This window comes from Klebsiella sp. ZJOU C1 (genome assembly GCF_035620215.1).
GTDB lineage: Bacteria > Pseudomonadota > Gammaproteobacteria > Enterobacterales > Enterobacteriaceae > Klebsiella > Klebsiella variicola.
Window position 1 is genome coordinate 2086751 of sequence record NZ_CP141644.1, and the last position, 16892, is coordinate 2103642.

A 16892-nucleotide genomic window follows, 5' to 3' on the forward strand; every position below is an offset into this window, starting at 1 on the left:
TTACAGCAGTGTGAGAGGGCGAGCCAGGGAACCCAGCTGACGATATCCGGTTTCGGTCACCACCACGGTTTCACTGACGCCGACGGTAAATTGACCGTAGATCCGCAGAGCCGGTGGAATGTGGAAGGTCATTCCTGGCTGCAGCTCAGTGGTGACGCCACGATACAGACTGAGAATGCCGCCTTCGCCCCAGTCCGGCGCAAAGGCGATACCGATGGAGTAACCGGTGCGTTTTTTGAAGTTTTCGGTGAACCCGGCGCGATCAATCACCTTCTGGCAGGCCAGGTGCGGCGCTTCGCAGGTGGCGCCTGGACGAATGGCATCAAGAGAGGCCTGCAGGGCTTCCTGACACACTTTTTCCATTTCGATGGCGATAGCGGGCGGCCGCCCCAGCCAGGCGGAGCGCATCATCGCGGCGTGGTAGCGGTCGTGAGCCGCTGACATTTCCAGAAATACCGGGTCGTTATCCTGCATCACCCGACGACGCCATGTGCCATGCGGCACGCCGCTGCGTGGGCCGGTCGAGACCAGCGGTTCCATGCCGACATACTCGGAACCGGCGGCAATGGCGGCCCCCATCATCGCCGAGACCAGCGCGTTTTCGTCTGCGCCGCTGCGAATCGCCGCCATGCCCGCGCGCATGCCCGCGTCCACATAGCGCGCTGCGATGGCGATTTTTTCCACCTCCGCCGCCGATTTCACGGCGCGCAGCGGCTCGATGACGCCCGCGGTATCGGCAATGGTGCCGAGCCTGGCCTGCAGGGCTTCATACACGGCAACCGGCAGGAACCAACCGCGTTTGTCCAGCCCAATCCGTTTGTGGAGCCAGCCGCGCTGTTGCAGCATGCCCACCAGGAAATCCACCGGGTTATCGCCATCCTGGTAGATGGCGGCGTCAGAAATAAAGGTGTTGGCGATAAAGTTAAAGTATTCGAGCTGGCGAATCACAAACACCGGATCCCCTTCTACCGGCAGCAACAGCGCCTGGAAGGTGTAATAGCCCGGTGTTTGCTGACCGGTGAGCCAGAAAATGTTTTCCGGGCCGGTAACGATCATGACGTCCACGCCCGCGCGGCTTAAGCGTTCGCGGGTGCGTCGAATGCGTTGCGCATATTCATCAGCGCTAAAGGCGGACTCACTGCCCTGAATCACATTGTTAACATCTTGCATGAGTAAACTCCTGGAGTAAGTGGGCCTGCGCGGCATTAAACTGCACGCCCAGACCGGGTGAGTCATTGACGGTGACCAGGCCATTGCGGTATTCCAGCCCGCTGACGGGATCATCCGTTAAGCCATCGGCGCCATACAGCTCGGCAAATGCCGGTTGCACGACACGACACAGCTGGAGCGCGGCGGCGGTGGCAGCATGGCCTTCATTCATCTGGCCAATCATGAATGGCACGTCGGCGAGTCGCAGCCGGTTGGCGGCGGCCAGCGTCGGCGCAAGGCCACCCAGTTTCACCAGTTTGAGATGCCCCCACAGCGCACCTTTGGCGGCGATCAGCCGGGTGATGGCGGCATCACTGTTGAGGCTTTCGTCGAGCATGATCGGGATGCCGTAGGCGTACAGCTCCGCAAGCTGGCTGTCGTTTGCCGGGCTTAACGGCTGTTCGATGTAGCTGAGCTTCAGCTCGCGCAGAGACGGGAATGCCGCGTGAGCCTGCGCCAGAGACCACTGGCCGTTCACGTCAATCGCCAGCGAAATCTGCTGGCCGAACCGCTGGCGCAGCCGTTGCAGACGGGCCAGGTCGGTAGCGAAATCCGCCACGCCTGTGCGCAACTTCAGCTGGGTGAAACCGCGAACGACATAGCGTTGCGCCTGCTCCAGCATCTGTCTCTCGCTGCCCCAGAACAGGGTCTGGTTGGTGTGCCACGCAGGCAGGTCATCCCGCGCCCCCAGCCAGGCGGCAACGCTTACCCCTTGCTGACGCGCCAGCAGGTCGTGCAAGGCCATATCCAGCACCATGCGCGATGGCGGCAGGAGCGTGCAGTCTTCGTCATCTAGCGCGGCGAGTCGCGCGGCGGGCGCCTGGCGCCAGTCCCAGCGGCGAAGTATCTGAAGCAGGTTGTTCAGCACCTGCTCTTCGCGGTAGCCATGCAGGTAGCGAATGTTGAGCCGCACTTCGCCAATCCCGGTCACCCCCTGGTCTTCCAGACGCAGCCAGAGCGTGTCGAGCGCCGTCACCGGACCAGAGGCAGCGGTATGCAGCGTCACATCGGCGTAATGCAGATCTCCCCGAAAGAGCTGCGCTTTCATAAACCGGGCTCCGGCGGCAGCATGGCGAGCGCAATATCGAGATAGAGGTAGGCCGCTGCGATAAATTCATCGACAGGGACAAATTCATCGGGTTTGTGAGCCACGGCCAGCGAACCGGGGCCAATCACGACGCCTTTTGCGCCCAGCGAACGGAAATGCACCAGGTCACATCCCCCCTGAAAACCAAACGGGCCGGGTTCGCTCTGCCCATGACGGCGACAGGCAGCAAGGCTTTGCTCGACAATGGCTTCGCGGCTGTCGGTTTGCGTCGCGCCGCCGGTAGTGGGCTGCCAGGCGATAATTTCGGCTTCCACACCTGCATGTGCGTATGCGTGGTCGAGCAGTTGCTGCAGTTCGGCTTTGACGACCTCTTCGTCTTCGCCCGGAACCATGCGACGGTCAAGCAGCAGCTCACAGCTGTCTGGCACCACGTTGTCCGCATGGCCGCCGTGGATGCGGGTTACCGTCAGGCTGGCGTTGCCGACCAGATCGTGGCAGCGGCAACGCACCTGCTGGTGGTGGGCTTCTTCAATCAACCCTAAAAGGCGCGCCGACTGGTAAATCGCGTTAACCCCCAGCTCCGGCGTACCAGAATGCGCGGTGACGCCTTTAACCCGCACGCGAGGACGTAAGCTGCCTTTGTGGGCGGAGAAGGTGGCATTTGAGGTCGGCTCGCCAATCACCGCGAAATCAATCGCCGGCGGATTATCGCGGACGTAGAATTTCGCCCCTTCGCTGGCGACCTCTTCATCGGCGGTGAACACCCCCATCAATGTGCCGGACCACTGCTGACGGTTGGCAGCCAGCAGACGCAGGGCTTCAACCATCGCCACCAGCGGGCCTTTGGCATCGCAGGCGCCGCGTCCGTACAGGCGTCCGTCACGCTCGGTGAGCGTGAAGGGATCGCTGGCCCAGCCGCTGCCCGCCGGAACGGTGTCAAGGTGGGTGTTAAAGGCGAAACACGGCCCCGGTCCATTGTTCAGAATGGCGATAACGTTGGTCCGCCCCGGTGCGTATTCGCTAAAGGAGAGATCGAACCCGGCGGTCAGCAGCCAGCCTTCCAGACATTCGGCGGCTTCGCGCTCATGGCCCGGTGGATTCTCCGTGTTGATGGCAACCAGCGTCGCTAAGTCCTTTTTCATACGAGCGCTGTCAACCTGATAACTGGACATAGGAACTCCGTGATTAATGTAATATTTGCGTCAGGAAGCGCTGCGCGCGGTCGCTGACATGGCCGGCGAAGAAATCGCTGGTGTTGGCGCGATCGATAATTTCGCCGTCTTCCATAAACAGAATTTTGTTAGCGGCCCGACGGGCGAAGCCCATTTCGTGAGTCACCACCATGCTGGTCATGCCTTCCGCGCTGAGCTCCGCCATGACTTCAAGCACTTCACGGATCATCTCCGGGTCGAGGGCGGAAGTGGGCTCGTCGTAGAGCATCAGCTCGGGCTTCATCGCCAGCGCCCGGGCAATCGCCACGCGCTGCTGCTGTCCGCCGGAGAGCTCGTCCGGAAAATGGTCTGCACGTTCGTTGATGCGCACTTTTGCCAGCAGGTTGTCCGCCAGTTTGCGGGCATCAATACGGTTCATTCCCAACACCGTCATCGGGGCCAGCATGATGTTTTCCGCTGCGGTCAGGTGCGAGAACAGCTCGTAGTTCTGGAACACCATGCCAATGCGCTGACGCAGTTTGTGCGCCGGCACATCGCCCCGGCTGATGTGCTGGCTGGCGAAGAACACATCGCCGCTGTCGGCGGGCGAGAGCATGTTGACGCAGCGTAGCAGGGTGGATTTTCCCGAGCCGGACGGGCCAATCAGCACCACGGTTTCTCCGCGTTGCACGGTCAGAGAGCAGTTTTTGAGTACGGTCTGGCGACCAAAAGTCTTATCAATGCCGATCATCTCCAGCAGCGGTTTCTCACTCATGGTTCCTCCCGGACGGTTTTCGGTAATTTAAACAGGCGAGTCAGCCGCTTCTGGCTTTTGCTGCGGCGCTGCCTGGGATCCAGCACGCGTTCCAGCCACGACTGGAAGATCATGAACAGGCTGGTGAGCAGCAGGTAATAGATGCCCGCAGCGCAAAGCGCTTCGAAGTAACGGAAGCTGGCGCTGGCGGCCTGGTTAGCGACCAGCAGCAGTTCCTGAACGGCGATAACCGAGACCAGCGCGCTCGATTTCAGCATGCTGATCATCTGGTTACCCATCGGCGGCAGAACGATGCGTGCGGCCTGAGGCAGAACGATTTTTCGCATGATCTGGCCGTGAGTCATCCCCAGCGCCATGCCGGCGGTGCGCTGGCCGCTTTTCACCGCCTGCAGGCCAGAGCGCAGAATTTCCGCCATGTAGGCGCCTTCATTGAGCGAAAGGGCCAGCACTGCACAGGTAAACGCGGAGAAGCGTAAGCCGAAGCCTGGCAGCACGTTGTAGACAAAGATTATCTGGAACAGCACCGGCGTCCCGCGAAACAGCCACAGGTAGAAAAAGGCCAGCCCTTTCCCGGCGCGAAACGGCGCTTCCTGCAACAGCGCCAACACCAGGCCCAGCACCACGCCACACAACAGTGAGCAGAGGGTAATCAGTAGCGTCATCCACGCACCCCGAATAAATTCGGGGGAGAGGAAGTACTGCCACATTAAATCGATCGACATAGCGTTCTCCGGTTAATGGCAAACGGGTTAGAAAAGGGCAACGGAGTCTGGGAAGTTCCACTTCTTGATCAGTTGCGTGTAGGTGCCATTTTTGACGAGGCTCTGCAGACCTTGCTCCAGCAGGGCCTGGGTTGCGGTATCGCCTTTACGCACGGCAAAGGCGATGTGAGTATTCGCTTCGAACTCAGCGCCAACCGCTTCGAACATGCCGGCTTTTTCGGTAAACAGGGCGACGGTGCCCGGCGTGGAGAGGAACTCGGCATCGGCACGTCCCTGGGCGACGGCCACGGCGGAATCGGTGGCGGCGGGGAACGTCATGACGTTGATGGCCGGTTTTTTGGCCTCCACGCAGCGCTGATTGTCTGCCCGCGCCTGGCTCTCTTCGATCCCGCCGAGCGTCACGGCGATGTTTTTGCCGCAGAGGCTCAGGTCACGTCCGGTGATGTTGGCCGGGTTACCTTTGCGGACCACCACGCGGCTGCCGATTTTCAGATAGGGTACGAAGTCAACCTGCTCGGCACGGGTCGGATTGACGTACATGGCGGAGTTGATGATATCCAGACGTTTACCCTGCAGCGCCGGAATAAGCCCTTTGAATTCCATCGGCATTGGCGCCGGCGTCAGTTGGATCTCTTTGCTTAGCGCGTTGATCAGGTCGATATCGAAGCCGGTAAGCTTGCCTGCTTTCACGTATTCAAAAGGCATGAACGTCGCTGCCGTTCCATAGGTCAGTTGACCCTTGGCGATGGTTTCCACCGCCGCATGGCTGACCAGCGGCAGGGCGGTCAGCGCGAACATCAAAGTACGCACATGGCGAAACAGAAAAGAATTGCTGGACATAGTCGTCTCCTGGCTAAGGTTTAAATTGAATTTAGTGAGTCAATAAATACAATTATGCGTGTGAAAAAAATGTCTCATTCTGGTGCGTATTGCACGTTAAGCGTGCACTCCTTGCTTTACTTTGCTGCGTTTTGTTGCTCGTGATATTGTATATATCGACCACAACAATGCACTTCAGGGAATCGTGAATTCATGCAGCCTGACTCCACTGCGAGCAGTCGCCGGATAGCCCGGCAAATACTCGACCTGATATCTGAAGCAAGATTCGATCCAGGTCATCATTTACGTGAGCAACATCTTGCCGATGCGTTGGGTGTTTCGCGTACGCCGGTACGTGCCGGGCTCAAGGAACTGACCCGAATGGGGGCGGTTGAAGCGCGGCCAAACCAGGGTTTTTTCCTGCTTAAACGCAGTAATGAGCTGGATCAGCTGGAGATTGAGCAGTCCAAGAGCAATGACCAGAAGTTGTACGAGCAACTGGTCCATGACCGCATTGCAGGTATCCTGCCGGAATCCTTTACCCAGACCGAAATCAGCCAGCGCTATGATGTTGATCGCGGCGTGCTGACCCGTACACTGGTGAAGCTATCGGAGGATGGCCTGATTGCCCGCAATGCAGGGCATGGCTGGCGCTTTCTGCAAACCCTGAACTCCGATATCGCTCTGCGCAATAGCTACGGTTTTCGCCTGATGATTGAACCGATGGCGTTGCTGACGCCCAACCTGCATGTTGACCGGCAGATGCTTAAACGTCTGCGCGCCCGGCATCTGAGACTCATCACCCACCCGGACATTACGCAGGTCCCGGCCAAAGAGATTTTCGAAACCGATGCGGCGTTTCATGAGTTGCTGGCAGAGGCCAGCGGCAACCTGTTTGTATTACAGGCTATTCAGCAGCAAAACCGGCTGCGCCGCCTGCTGGAATTTGGTAGCTATCACAATAAGCGTCGCGTAAAAGAGTGGTGCGAAGAGCACGTTGCCATCATTGATGCCCTGCGAGAGAACAAACAGGAACAGGCGGCAGAGTTGATGAGAAAACACCTGCAATACGCGTTTGACCAGGTCAATGTAAAAAGCCCACGCGTATAACTGGCATCACTATTGCACATAATGCTCCTGAAAATACAATCAGGAGCATTTATGAATTTGCAGATACAACAGCGTGTGGCACTGGTTTGCGGTGCGGGAAGTGGTCTTGGACAGGCTATCGCCTGCTCGCTGGCGCAGGAAGGCGTGAAGGTCGCCGTGACAGGCCGCAACAGAGAGAAGCTGGCGCAAACGGTGGAACGCATCACTCAGCTGGGCGGTACCGCCCGCGCCTGGCCGCTGGATTTTGCCGTCCCGGAACAGTTTGATACGGTCATCGCCGATATCCGCGAGCACTGGGGCGACATCGATATTCTGGTCAATAATTCCGGTGGCCCACCGCCCACGCTGGCACAGGGGACGGACGGCGCCGTCTGGCAACAGCAATTTTCAGTGATGGTCGCCTCGTTAATCCAGCTCACCGATAAACTACTGCCCGCCATGCGCAGCCGTGGCTGGGGACGCATTATTACCTCCACCTCGTCCGGTGTGATTGCCCCTATTCCGGGTCTCGCCCTGTCGAATGCGCTGCGCATGAGCTTACTCGGCTGGTCGAAAACCCTTGCCGCTGAAGTGGCGGCCGACGGCGTCACGGTGAATGTGATGGTGCCTGGGCGCATTGCTACCGACCGGGTGGGTCAGCTGGATGCTATCAAGGCGAAACGGGAACATTCCACTGCGGAAGCGGTCGCGGAGAAGAGTCGTCTGAGCATTCCGGCGGGACGTTATGGCCACCCCCATGAGTACGGCGCTACCGCTGCCTTTTTGGCAAGCCAGCCTGCCAGCTACATTACCGGGGCGGTGATCCGGGTCGATGGCGGATTGATTGGTTCGGTTTAGTGGGGAGTCGCGTGCAATGCCAGTCGCTGGTGTCGTTGACTGGCATTCACGCCTCTCTCGCGCTCATTCAGAATGAGGTGTTAACTATTGCGTACCGGGTGCGGGACAGGACGCCAGACCGGTTATCTTGTTTCTTCCCGCGTTGATGATCCCTGATGGTTCACCATGAAAAGTGCTGAAAGGGTGAGCAGTATGGCGCCGCTGATCAGTATCCACCCGGCGTGCTGAAAGGCGGCTAAGCTACCCTGCGTATGCGCCAGTCTGACGTAGCACGCCGTCACCAGGGCCGCGCCAGCCATCGCGCCAACACGCTGCAGGATGTTGAGAATCGGTGCTGCATCAGAAACATGACGGGTACCCGCCATCGCCAGGCCTGCCGCCATCGCCGGCACTGTCGCAAGGGCTAAACCGAACCCTCTGATAGCGAGTGCGCTACCGACCAGGAGGTAGCTACTGCCTCCATCAATCATGGCCAGCGGCCATGTCGCTAACACCGAGATCAAGCCGCCAACGATCAGCACCACGCGAGGACCCAGCCGGTCTGAGAAATAACCGGCGACCGGGAATCCTATGGCAGAACCGATTAACTGCGGGGTAAGGAGCAAACCCACGTCAGCCAATGCTTCATGGCAAACGTCGCGGAAATACAACGGGAGCAGGAACTGTCCACCAAAATTCACCGCACCTCCGATAGCCATCAGCAACGCCGATAATGTGAAGCCACGATGTTTGAAAAGGCTGAGATGAAGTAAAGGCGAGTCAATGCGAAAAGAGCGAAAGATAAACAAGCCGATAAACAGTGCGCCCACGCTGAGTAAGATAATGTTCCCGCTATTTTCACCACTATTCAGGCTGACGCCTTTAATACCCTCCATGAGCAGGGGAAGGCTACAAAGAATCAGTATTAACCCCATCCAGTCCAGGGAGAGCGGCTTATCATTTTTTATTGTCGGGCGAGGGAGTAATTTCCATCCCGCAAGCCAGGCACAGAGAGATAAGGGGACATTAATAAAAAACAAGACTCGCCATCCGCAGACCTGAAGCAGCACGGCCCCCAGAGACGTTCCCAGTAAGGGCGCAATGACGATAGCCACGCCTATCGTACCAATGATCCGCCCGAGGCGCTCACGACCGACCACCAGACCCAGGATCGTCTGCCCGGCCGGCACGAGTAACCCGCCTGCCAGACCTTGCATTATTCTGGCGGTGAGCAGCACCTCGATATTCGGGGATAACGCGCAAACTGCCGAGAAAACACCAAATAAAATAAGTGCATAGAGCCAAAGTTGGGTGGCGCCAAACCGTTTTACCGCCCATGCGCTAACCGGAACGCCTGCGGCCAGCGCCATGAGGTACGCGGTGGCTATCCACTGGATGGAGGCGTCCGTCACCCCAAGGCCGTTTGCCATGGTCGGAAGCGCAGCACTGAGCATGGTGGATGAGAGCATGGTAGCGAATGCACCAAGGGTGATGATGGCGGCTTGCATCCACAAAACCGGCGGGATGGCATTGATGGGGCCAGCATGGTTTGTTTTCTTTACCTGCGTATCTCGATTGATATTCATGGGATGACCTTTAGGTGCGATGCGTTAAAAATCTATCATTGATCAATTTTTCTATCAATGATAGATTTATTTTCATCAATGGCGCCGGTAGGCTCCTGGTCAGGAGAAGATCTCTTTTCATCTACCACGGGCTCGGTTGGATGCATTAACAACAGGATGAACACCATGGCTAAAATTCAGCGGGATCAGGTCATTAATGCTGCATTAGCACTCTTAGATGAAGTCGGGCTGGAAGCGATAACGACGCGAAAGCTGGCGCAAAAGCTGGGGGTAGAATCCGCAACGCTGTACTGGCATTTCAGGAACAAGGCCAGCTTACTGGAAGAGATGGCCGCAACTGTTTTGGCCAGGCACCATTCGCTTCCGCTGGCTGAAGACACGGCCGAGTGGGCAGACTGGCTGGCAAATAACGCGCGCAGTTTCCGCCGCGCGCTTCTCGCTCATCGGGATGGCGCACTGCTCCATGCGGGGACAACACCGGCGCGGGTAGGAGGGGAAACGTTCTACCCAAAGGTGGCTTACCTTATGCGGGCCGGCTTTTCTGAGGCCGAAGCCGCAATGATATTACTCACTATTAGCGAATATACCCTGGGATGCGTATTGGAGGAGCAGTCTCGTACAGACAGACATGATGATGAAAGATTGTCTACACCCTCAACAGAAATCAGTCGTATCGATGCGCTTACCCACCAACATCCGGATACCTGTTTTGAGTTCGGTCTGTCTTTGATCATGAAGGGGTTATTAAAATAACTCGTTCCAGATTTCAGCTATTGCGACAGCGTTTTAATGATTTTATATCCGGAGCGTTATTCTCCGGACATTACTGAACATTGACCTCCCGATGGCGGGAGGGTTATTTGTTCATGGCGCAAGAATCACCGCAGCGTCGGGGATCAGGATCCTGTTTTATACTGGTTAAAAAAATGCAACAACGCGCCGGGTGTCTCGTCCCCAAAGAGAATGCCTGCCATTGCCTGCGCGTCGTTGGCCGCACTTTCGACGCGGATAAACATCTGTTCTTCATAAGCGGACAGCGCGGCTTCAGGATTATCTGCATTGGCCGCAATCGCGAGTCCCAGCTCAGCGCCATCCTCTAACGCGAGATTAGCGCCTTCGCCGAACGGCAGCATAAGATGCGCGGCGTCGCCCAACAGCGTTACGCCTGCTGTTCGCGGCCATCGAAGTCCGGGAGGTAAAAAGTGAATAGGGCGCAATACGGGCTCACCATCACCCTCCGTAATCAATGTTTGCAGTGGATGCGCCCAGCCATCGAATTCATCGACTATGCGTTGCACGTCAACCTGTGCATTAGCGGACGTCACGTCAGCGAACCAGGCCTGGGGTTGGCACAGAGCAATGTAAACGTGGATCACGCCGCCAGGCTCCCGGTGCGCCATGATACCCTTGCCTGGCGAGAGCGCAAAAAATGAGCCGCGGCCTACTGCTTGCGCGCAAGCCAGATGATCAGTATCAACGTGACTAAGCCAGCGCTCGACATACGAAAATCCCGCATAGGCAGGGACAGCATCGGTGACCAGAGCGCGGACACGCGACCAGGCACCATCTGCGCCCACCACCAGGGAGACCCTGGTGGTGGCGCCATCCGTAAAGTACAAACTATGCGTGCCGTCATCATGGGGGACGATATCTGCCACTTTACGGCCCCATTGCACGGTGTCCGCAGGAAGCGACTCCAGCAGCAGCGTGCGAAGCGCGCCGCGAGAGACTTCTGGTCGGCCGCCCAAACCATCATCGAACTGCTCGAACAATACGTTGCCCTCTTTATCGAGTACGCGCGTGGATTGACCACCAGGAAGAATAAGGGCCCGGAAGGCATCGTACAGGCCTGCCGCTATCAGCGCCCGCTGGCCATTATGATCGTGGATATCCAGCAAGCCACCTTGTGGGCGGGCCTCGGGAGAGGCTTCAGCTTCGTAGACCACAGAGGAAATGCCGTGAACATGTAAAACACGTGCGAGCATGAGGCCGCCGAGTCCTGCACCGACGATGGCAATGGATGAGGTCATTTTTTCGCTCCAGGTAAGGTATGGCGGGTGTCGTTGTCCGGCTGTTCCTGGTTTCGATACCGCGCGAATAAGGGGGGTGGACGTGAAATCTCATCCCGTGGACCAACGGAAGCCTGAGGGTATGCTGAGCGGTATTGCCCATAATGTTCCCGGACAATTGGGGGGCCGGGCCCCCCGCCTGACTGTCCTCTCTGCGCTCAGCTTACACTTAGACGAGCAAGGTTCTCTATATTGACCATTGCTGGTTAATCGTCAAGGCCGTCATTCAATACCCCTTCAGCGGACGCCAGCCTGTGGCCATGGTCACCGAACTTCACCCACTCAGGTTAAACGACGTCGATGACGCGGATCCCTCTGTGTTTCGCCATCTTTATGCACTCCGCCGTATCTTCTCCGCCAGGAAATGCCAGCAGTACGTCAGGGCGGCTATCTTCCAGCATAAACAAATTGCGCCTTGTCTCCGCATATTTTCCGTGCAGCGCCCAGTTTGCCGGGTAGCGGATCACGTGAACGTCGATCCCGCGCGCCCAGTTTTCTATCGCGCCGCCCAGCGCCTGGTGCCCTCCGTGAATCAACACGTTAATTGTCTGTGTACGGGCATAGAGATCCAGCACATGGGTGATGGTATGGGTGTCGGCATAAAACCGACCCGAGCAGATTAACACTCGCATTTTTTGTACCTTAACGTTGCTTGCCTTGAAAAGGATCTCGTCCGCGCGCTGGCGGTTATTGTTTTTTAAACATCCGGCGGCGTTTCAATAAACCGCAGCGAGGTATCGCCCAGGCGGTCAATGACCGGGTAGGCGACGGCGGCGATATGGTGATGCACGCGGCGGTAGTCCCGTAGCACCCGCTGGAAAATGTCGCCGGATTCCGCCCAGGCATTCTTGTCCTCCCGCAGTTTTTTGAAGTGCTCGCGGCTGGCGGAGGCCTCCAGCTGGCGGATGGTTTCTTTGCGCTGCACCAGCTGGTGGGCAGCAGACAAGTCTTCACGCAGGAATGCCGCTATTCCTAAGTTCAGGCTGGTGAGGATCTCCGCATGCAGCAGGCGAATATGGTGTAATTCAAAGTCGTTAAACTGCTCTCCCCGGCGTGCGCGGCGCGTGGCCAGCTGGGTCAGATTGCTGGAGAGAATGTCGCCCGCGTGCTCAACATTGATGATGAACATCAGGATCTCCTGGGCACGATCGGCATCCGCATCATTCAGCCCGTCCTGACCAATGTCGGCGAGGTAGGCGCGAACCGCCGCGCTGAGCAGATCGACCGACTGCTCCAGCTGGCGGATGTCATCGGCAGCCTGTTTTTCCTGGGTCACAAACAGCACCAGCAGTCGGTCCAGCATGATGGTTAGCATGTCGGCGGCGCGCAGCGATTCGCGAACCGAATTGGACAGGCCGATATAAGCCACTTCCAGACCCGCATCGTCGAGATACATCGGCATACCCGGGTCGCCTACGCGCTCTTCTTCCGGAAACAGTCGCTCCAGGAAGCGAGCCATTGGCACGTTCAGGCCGATAAATAGCAGCGCGAGCGCCACGCTAAAGGCGGTATGAAACCACACTACCAGCTGCGGCGTGTTCAGCCCGGATTTACGGGCGATCGCCATCAGCAACGGCAGAAGCAGTAACGCCAGCGCGCAGCCGGACAGGCGGACCATCAGGTTGCCAACCGGCAGGCGGCGGGCCACCGCGGACCCGGCGTTTAACACCGGCGGTAACGCGCCGCCGATGTTGGCGCCAAGCACCAGCACCAGGGCCGTAGACGGGGTCAGCGTGCCGGTACCGGCGAGGGAGGCGATCAGCAAAATCATCGCCACGCTGGAGTGGCACAGGAGCGTCAGGAGCGCCGCCACCAGCAGGGCAATGAAAATATCGCCCTGTAGCCCCTGCATCACGGCATGAAACACCGGCGTGACCTCAATGTCCTGCAGCGTGCCACCCAGTAAATGCAGCGCCAGTAGCATCAGGCCGAGGCCAATCAGGGCGCAGCCCACGCTTTCAAAGCTGGAATGGTCGCGTAGCTTGAAAACCACAAACCCGGCCAGCAGAAGCAGCGGAATGGCGATTTCCATGTTAAAGCTCATCAGCTGGACCACCAGCGTGGAGCCGATGTTGGCGCCGAGCATCACCGCAAGCGCGGGGGCAAGGCTTAGCGTACCTGCGGCGGTAAATGACGTCGCCATCATACTGACCGCCGTGCTGCTTTGCAGAATGCCGGTAATGCCAATGCCGGAGAGCAGGGCGGTCCAGCGGTTAGTGAGGTGGCGTCCCATCCAGTTGCGCAGCGGCGTGCCGAAGCCGCGCTGCAGCGCCGTTGAAATCATATGGCTGCCCCAGAGCAGCAATGCGATGGCGCCAGCCAGGTGAATTAACAGAGTGGTTCCGGACATTATGAATTCCCCCTCTACAGGGCGGGTAGTGAAATAAAACGCAGTAACCTGATCGAAAAACGATGTGTGGCGCTGGCGAGGTTCAGTAATGCTTTAGTGTGTTGATAGTTAATCTTCCCTCCGGCGTACCATGCCAGGGCACGGACGCGAAGGGTGCGGGTTATTTTCATTAAAAATAAGACAATCAACGCGATGGTCTTATTTTTAATCAGGAAAATGAGGGAATGTTGCTTTTCCATAATGCTTCCAGCCTGTGTGGCCTGCCTGAAAGGTGCCGCCGAAGCGGCACGTGAATCACCGTCTTTAACGCAGAATTAGTGCCACTGCCTGAAGCGACGGATGTAGAACGTTTTCATGCCCTGCGCCACGCAGCAGTAGGCGAGCAGGGTGCCGACCAGCCACGGGAAGTACTGCCACGGCAGCGCCTGCAGCCCAACCAACGGCCCAAGCGGAGAGAACGGCACGTAAATTCCAATAGCCATAATCAGACCGGTCATCATCAGTACCGGCCAGGCGGCGGTGCTCTGAATGAACGGAATTTTCTGGGTACGCAGCATGTGCACCACCAGCGTCTGCGACAGCAGGCCTTCAACGAACCAGCCGGACTGGAACAGGGTCTGCATGTGTTCGCTGTTAGCGCTGAACACAAACCACATCAGCGCAAAGGTCGTCATGTCAAAAATGGACGAGGTCGGGCCAATCCAGACCATAAAGCGGCCGATGTTTCTTGCATCCCACTTGCGCGGTTTGCTCAGGAACTCTTTGTCCGTTTTGTCCCACGGCAGCGCGAGCTGGGAGATGTCGTACATCAGGTTTTGCAGCAGCAACTGGATCGCGAGCATCGGCAGGAACGGAATGAACGCGCTGGCCACCAGTACCGAGAACACGTTGCCGAAGTTGGAGCTGGCGGTCATGTTCAGGTATTTCATAATGTTGCCAAATGTCTCGCGGCCTTTGATAACGCCTTCTTCCAGCACCATCAGGCTCTTTTCCAGCAAGATGATGTCGGCCGATTCCTTGGCGATATCGGTGCCACTGTCGACCGAGATACCCACGTCGGCATCGCGCAGAGCAGGGGCATCGTTAATGCCGTCACCGAGAAAGCCCACCGTATGACCGTTGGCCTGCAGCGCCTTCAGCACGCGTGATTTCTGCAGCGGCGTTAGCTTGGCGAACACCGTGCGCTCTTCCACCAACTGCTGCAGGGCCGTGTCGCTCAACGCCTCAATCTGCGGGCCGAGTACCGGTTCGCCTGGTTCCAGTCCCACCTGGCGGCAAATCCGCGTAGTGACAATCGCGTTATCGCCGGTCAGCACTTTGACTGCGACGCCAATATCCATCAGGGCAGCAATCGCCGGACCCGCGCTCTCCTTAGGTGGATCGAGGAAGGTGAGGAAGCCGCGGATAATCAGATCGTGCTCATCAGCGGTGCTGTACAGTCTTTTCGCTTCGGCTTTCGGAATGTCGCGCGTAGCGACCACCAGAACGCGGAAGCCGTCTTTGTTGTAGTCGTTCGCCATCGCCAGCATGGCGTCACGGCGCTGATCGTCGAGGGGGATAACCTTGCCATTCTCTTCCATGTGGGTGGCGATGCTCAGCATCTCCTCCACGGCGCCTTTGCACACCAGCAGATGATTGCTCTGGCTGTCTTTCACCACAATCGACAGGCGACGGCGCACGAAGTCGAACGGCATCTCATCGACTTTGCTGTACCCCTGAGGTTGCACAAAGCCCGACTCATTTTCAGAGAAGTAAATGACCGCCTGATCCATCAAGTTTTTGATGCCGCTTTGATAGTGGCTGTTGAGCCAGGCCAGCGCCAGCACGGACTGATTTTTCTGACCGTGCGTGTCGACGTGGTGCTCAAGGATGATTTTATCCTGCGTCAGGGTGCCGGTTTTGTCGGTGCACAGCACGTCCATCGCGCCCAGGTTCTGAATCGCGTTAAGGCGCTTAACCACGACTTTACGCTTCGCCATGGCCACCGCGCCCTTGGCGAGGTTGGCGCTGACGATCATTGGCAGCATTTCTGGCGTCAGGCCTACGGCGACGGCCAGAGCAAACAGCAGGGCATCCCACCATTCGCCCTTCATCAGGCCGTTAATCAGGAACACCACCGGCACCATCACTAGCATAAAGCGGATCAACAGCCAGCTGACGCTGTTCACCCCGCGGTCAAACGCCGTTTGCGCCCGGGTGCCGACAATCGCTTTTGCCAGTGAGCCAAAGTAGGTCCTTGGCCCGGTCGCCACCACGACCGCCTGAGCGGTGCCGCTGACAACGTTGGTCCCCATGAAGCAGATGTTAGGCATATCCAACAGATTTTCGTTGTCAACCGCCTTGTCGTGCGCGGATTTCTGCGCCACGTCGCCGAGGGTGTCGTACTTCTCAATCGGCAGCGCTTCGCCGGTCAGGACGGCCTGACTGATAAACAGGTCGCGTGATTCGATCAAACGGACGTCGGCCGGGATCATGTCGCCCGCATAGAGCTGCACGATATCGCCCACCACCAGCTCGCGCATCGGGATTTCACGTGGCGTTCCTTTTTGCCCGGCGTGTTCGCGACGAACGACCGTCGCGGTGGTGCGAACCATCGCTTTCAGCGCTTCGGCCGATTTGGCCGAGCGGTGTTCCTGCCAGAAGCGCACCAGTCCGCTGAGGGCAACCATGGTGCCGATGATTATCACCGTCGTCAGGTCGCCGTCTTCGCCATGGCTGGTGGGCAGCCAGTAGTCGGTGAAGAAGCTGATCCCGGCGAGAATGGCGAGCACATAAATAAACGGGTTGTTAAACGCCATCAGTAGCTGGATCAGCGCGTGCGGTGGCTTGTCATGAGTCACTTCGTTCAGGCCATCCCGCTCCAGCCGGGCATTTGCCTGGGCTTCCTGCAGCCCTTCCCGGGTAGTGTTGAGGTTGACCAGGGTTTCTGCGATACCGTTTTGGGCTTCCTGGGCGGCACGCATAGACAGCGTGCTTTTTTTATTTCGGTTCTTGATTTGTACAGTCATGGTGCTGCTCCTGTCGCCGGGCGGCAGCAGGCTTTTTACGGTAAGACCCGGATTAAGGGCGGCCGAAAATAGCCCGATGTCGCATCAGCGATCGGTTTTAATTAATTTCGCACAGGGCTTCCCGCTGTTTATTATTAAAAATAAACAGGCGTGAAGTTTATATTTTGTTTTATTTGGACGTGATTATTCCTGCCGATGTACAAGTATGAATACATCAGTGAATAAACAG

The 16892-nt window shown here is 57.7% G+C and carries 15 protein-coding genes; 3 read left to right on the forward strand and 12 right to left on the reverse strand.

Annotated elements, in window-relative coordinates; translation table 11 throughout:
• The 6 genes from SPE70_RS09875 to SPE70_RS09900 are packed head-to-tail and all read right to left on the reverse strand — an operon-like array spanning position 1 to position 5745.
• Positions 1 to 1170: a M24 family metallopeptidase gene (locus tag SPE70_RS09875; RefSeq protein WP_016160709.1), complete on the reverse strand. Its 1170-nt coding sequence runs from the start codon at positions 1168 to 1170 to the stop codon at positions 1 to 3.
• The gene (locus tag SPE70_RS09880) at positions 1157 to 2257 is read right to left on the reverse strand and encodes a mandelate racemase/muconate lactonizing enzyme family protein (protein WP_064170190.1); all 1101 of its coding nucleotides are present in this window, start codon (positions 2255 to 2257) and stop codon (positions 1157 to 1159) included. The genes SPE70_RS09875 and SPE70_RS09880 overlap by 14 nt, the downstream gene beginning before the upstream one ends.
• A complete protein-coding gene (locus tag SPE70_RS09885) occupies positions 2254 to 3429 on the reverse strand; it encodes a M20 family metallopeptidase (RefSeq protein WP_049154942.1) in 1176 nt (391 codons plus the stop codon). The genes SPE70_RS09880 and SPE70_RS09885 overlap by 4 nt, the downstream gene beginning before the upstream one ends.
• Before the next feature lie 13 nt (positions 3430 to 3442).
• Positions 3443 to 4183: an amino acid ABC transporter ATP-binding protein gene (locus SPE70_RS09890; protein ID WP_012968502.1), complete on the reverse strand. Its 741-nt coding sequence runs from the start codon at positions 4181 to 4183 to the stop codon at positions 3443 to 3445.
• Positions 4180 to 4905, reverse strand: coding sequence for an amino acid ABC transporter permease (locus SPE70_RS09895; protein WP_008807665.1), 726 nt, complete (start codon positions 4903 to 4905; stop codon positions 4180 to 4182). Before SPE70_RS09895 ends, SPE70_RS09890 begins: the two co-directional genes overlap by 4 nt.
• A gap of 27 nt (positions 4906 to 4932) precedes the next feature.
• Positions 4933 to 5745, reverse strand: a complete 813-nt coding sequence (locus SPE70_RS09900) for an ABC transporter substrate-binding protein (protein ID WP_022065841.1) — start codon at positions 5743 to 5745, stop codon at positions 4933 to 4935.
• Positions 5746 to 5937: 192 nt separating this feature from the next.
• On the opposite strand from SPE70_RS09900, the gene SPE70_RS09905 reads away from it, so the two are divergent.
• Together SPE70_RS09905 and SPE70_RS09910 are read left to right on the forward strand one after the other, a co-directional pair.
• On the forward strand, positions 5938 to 6834 hold the full coding sequence (locus SPE70_RS09905; protein WP_012542124.1) for a GntR family transcriptional regulator: 897 nt from the start codon (positions 5938 to 5940) through the stop codon (positions 6832 to 6834).
• Positions 6835 to 6885: 51 nt separating this feature from the next.
• On the forward strand, positions 6886 to 7671 hold the full coding sequence (locus SPE70_RS09910) for an SDR family oxidoreductase (RefSeq protein ID WP_012542123.1): 786 nt from the start codon (positions 6886 to 6888) through the stop codon (positions 7669 to 7671).
• Positions 7672 to 7793: 122 nt separating this feature from the next.
• On the opposite strand, the gene SPE70_RS09915 is transcribed toward SPE70_RS09910, so the two are convergent.
• Positions 7794 to 9236 (reverse strand): DHA2 family efflux MFS transporter permease subunit, encoded by a 1443-nt coding sequence (locus SPE70_RS09915; protein ID WP_012542122.1) that lies wholly within the window; start codon positions 9234 to 9236, stop codon positions 7794 to 7796.
• 165 nt (positions 9237 to 9401) lie between these two features.
• Here SPE70_RS09915 and SPE70_RS09920 point away from each other — a divergent pair, with 165 nt between their 5' ends.
• A complete protein-coding gene (locus SPE70_RS09920) occupies positions 9402 to 9989 on the forward strand; it encodes a TetR/AcrR family transcriptional regulator C-terminal domain-containing protein (protein WP_012542120.1) in 588 nt (195 codons plus the stop codon).
• Between the two features lie 143 nt (positions 9990 to 10132).
• Here the strand turns inward: SPE70_RS09920 and SPE70_RS09925 are convergent, their stop codons facing one another.
• The 5 genes from SPE70_RS09925 to mgtA form a co-directional block, all read right to left on the reverse strand.
• Positions 10133 to 11266: an FAD-dependent oxidoreductase gene (locus SPE70_RS09925; protein ID WP_032732801.1), complete on the reverse strand. Its 1134-nt coding sequence runs from the start codon at positions 11264 to 11266 to the stop codon at positions 10133 to 10135.
• Between the two features lie 326 nt (positions 11267 to 11592).
• The gene (locus tag SPE70_RS09930; RefSeq protein WP_022065847.1) at positions 11593 to 11937 is read right to left on the reverse strand and encodes an SLOG family protein; all 345 of its coding nucleotides are present in this window, start codon (positions 11935 to 11937) and stop codon (positions 11593 to 11595) included.
• Positions 11938 to 12002: 65 nt separating this feature from the next.
• The gene (locus SPE70_RS09935) at positions 12003 to 13655 is read right to left on the reverse strand and encodes a Na/Pi cotransporter family protein (protein WP_110236038.1); all 1653 of its coding nucleotides are present in this window, start codon (positions 13653 to 13655) and stop codon (positions 12003 to 12005) included.
• A gap of 14 nt (positions 13656 to 13669) precedes the next feature.
• Positions 13670 to 13894 (reverse strand): hypothetical protein, encoded by a 225-nt coding sequence (locus SPE70_RS09940; RefSeq protein ID WP_032732804.1) that lies wholly within the window; start codon positions 13892 to 13894, stop codon positions 13670 to 13672.
• A gap of 75 nt (positions 13895 to 13969) precedes the next feature.
• Positions 13970 to 16663, reverse strand: a complete 2694-nt coding sequence (gene mgtA, locus SPE70_RS09945; protein WP_012542116.1) for a magnesium-translocating P-type ATPase — start codon at positions 16661 to 16663, stop codon at positions 13970 to 13972.
• Positions 16664 to 16892 lie beyond the last annotated feature (229 nt).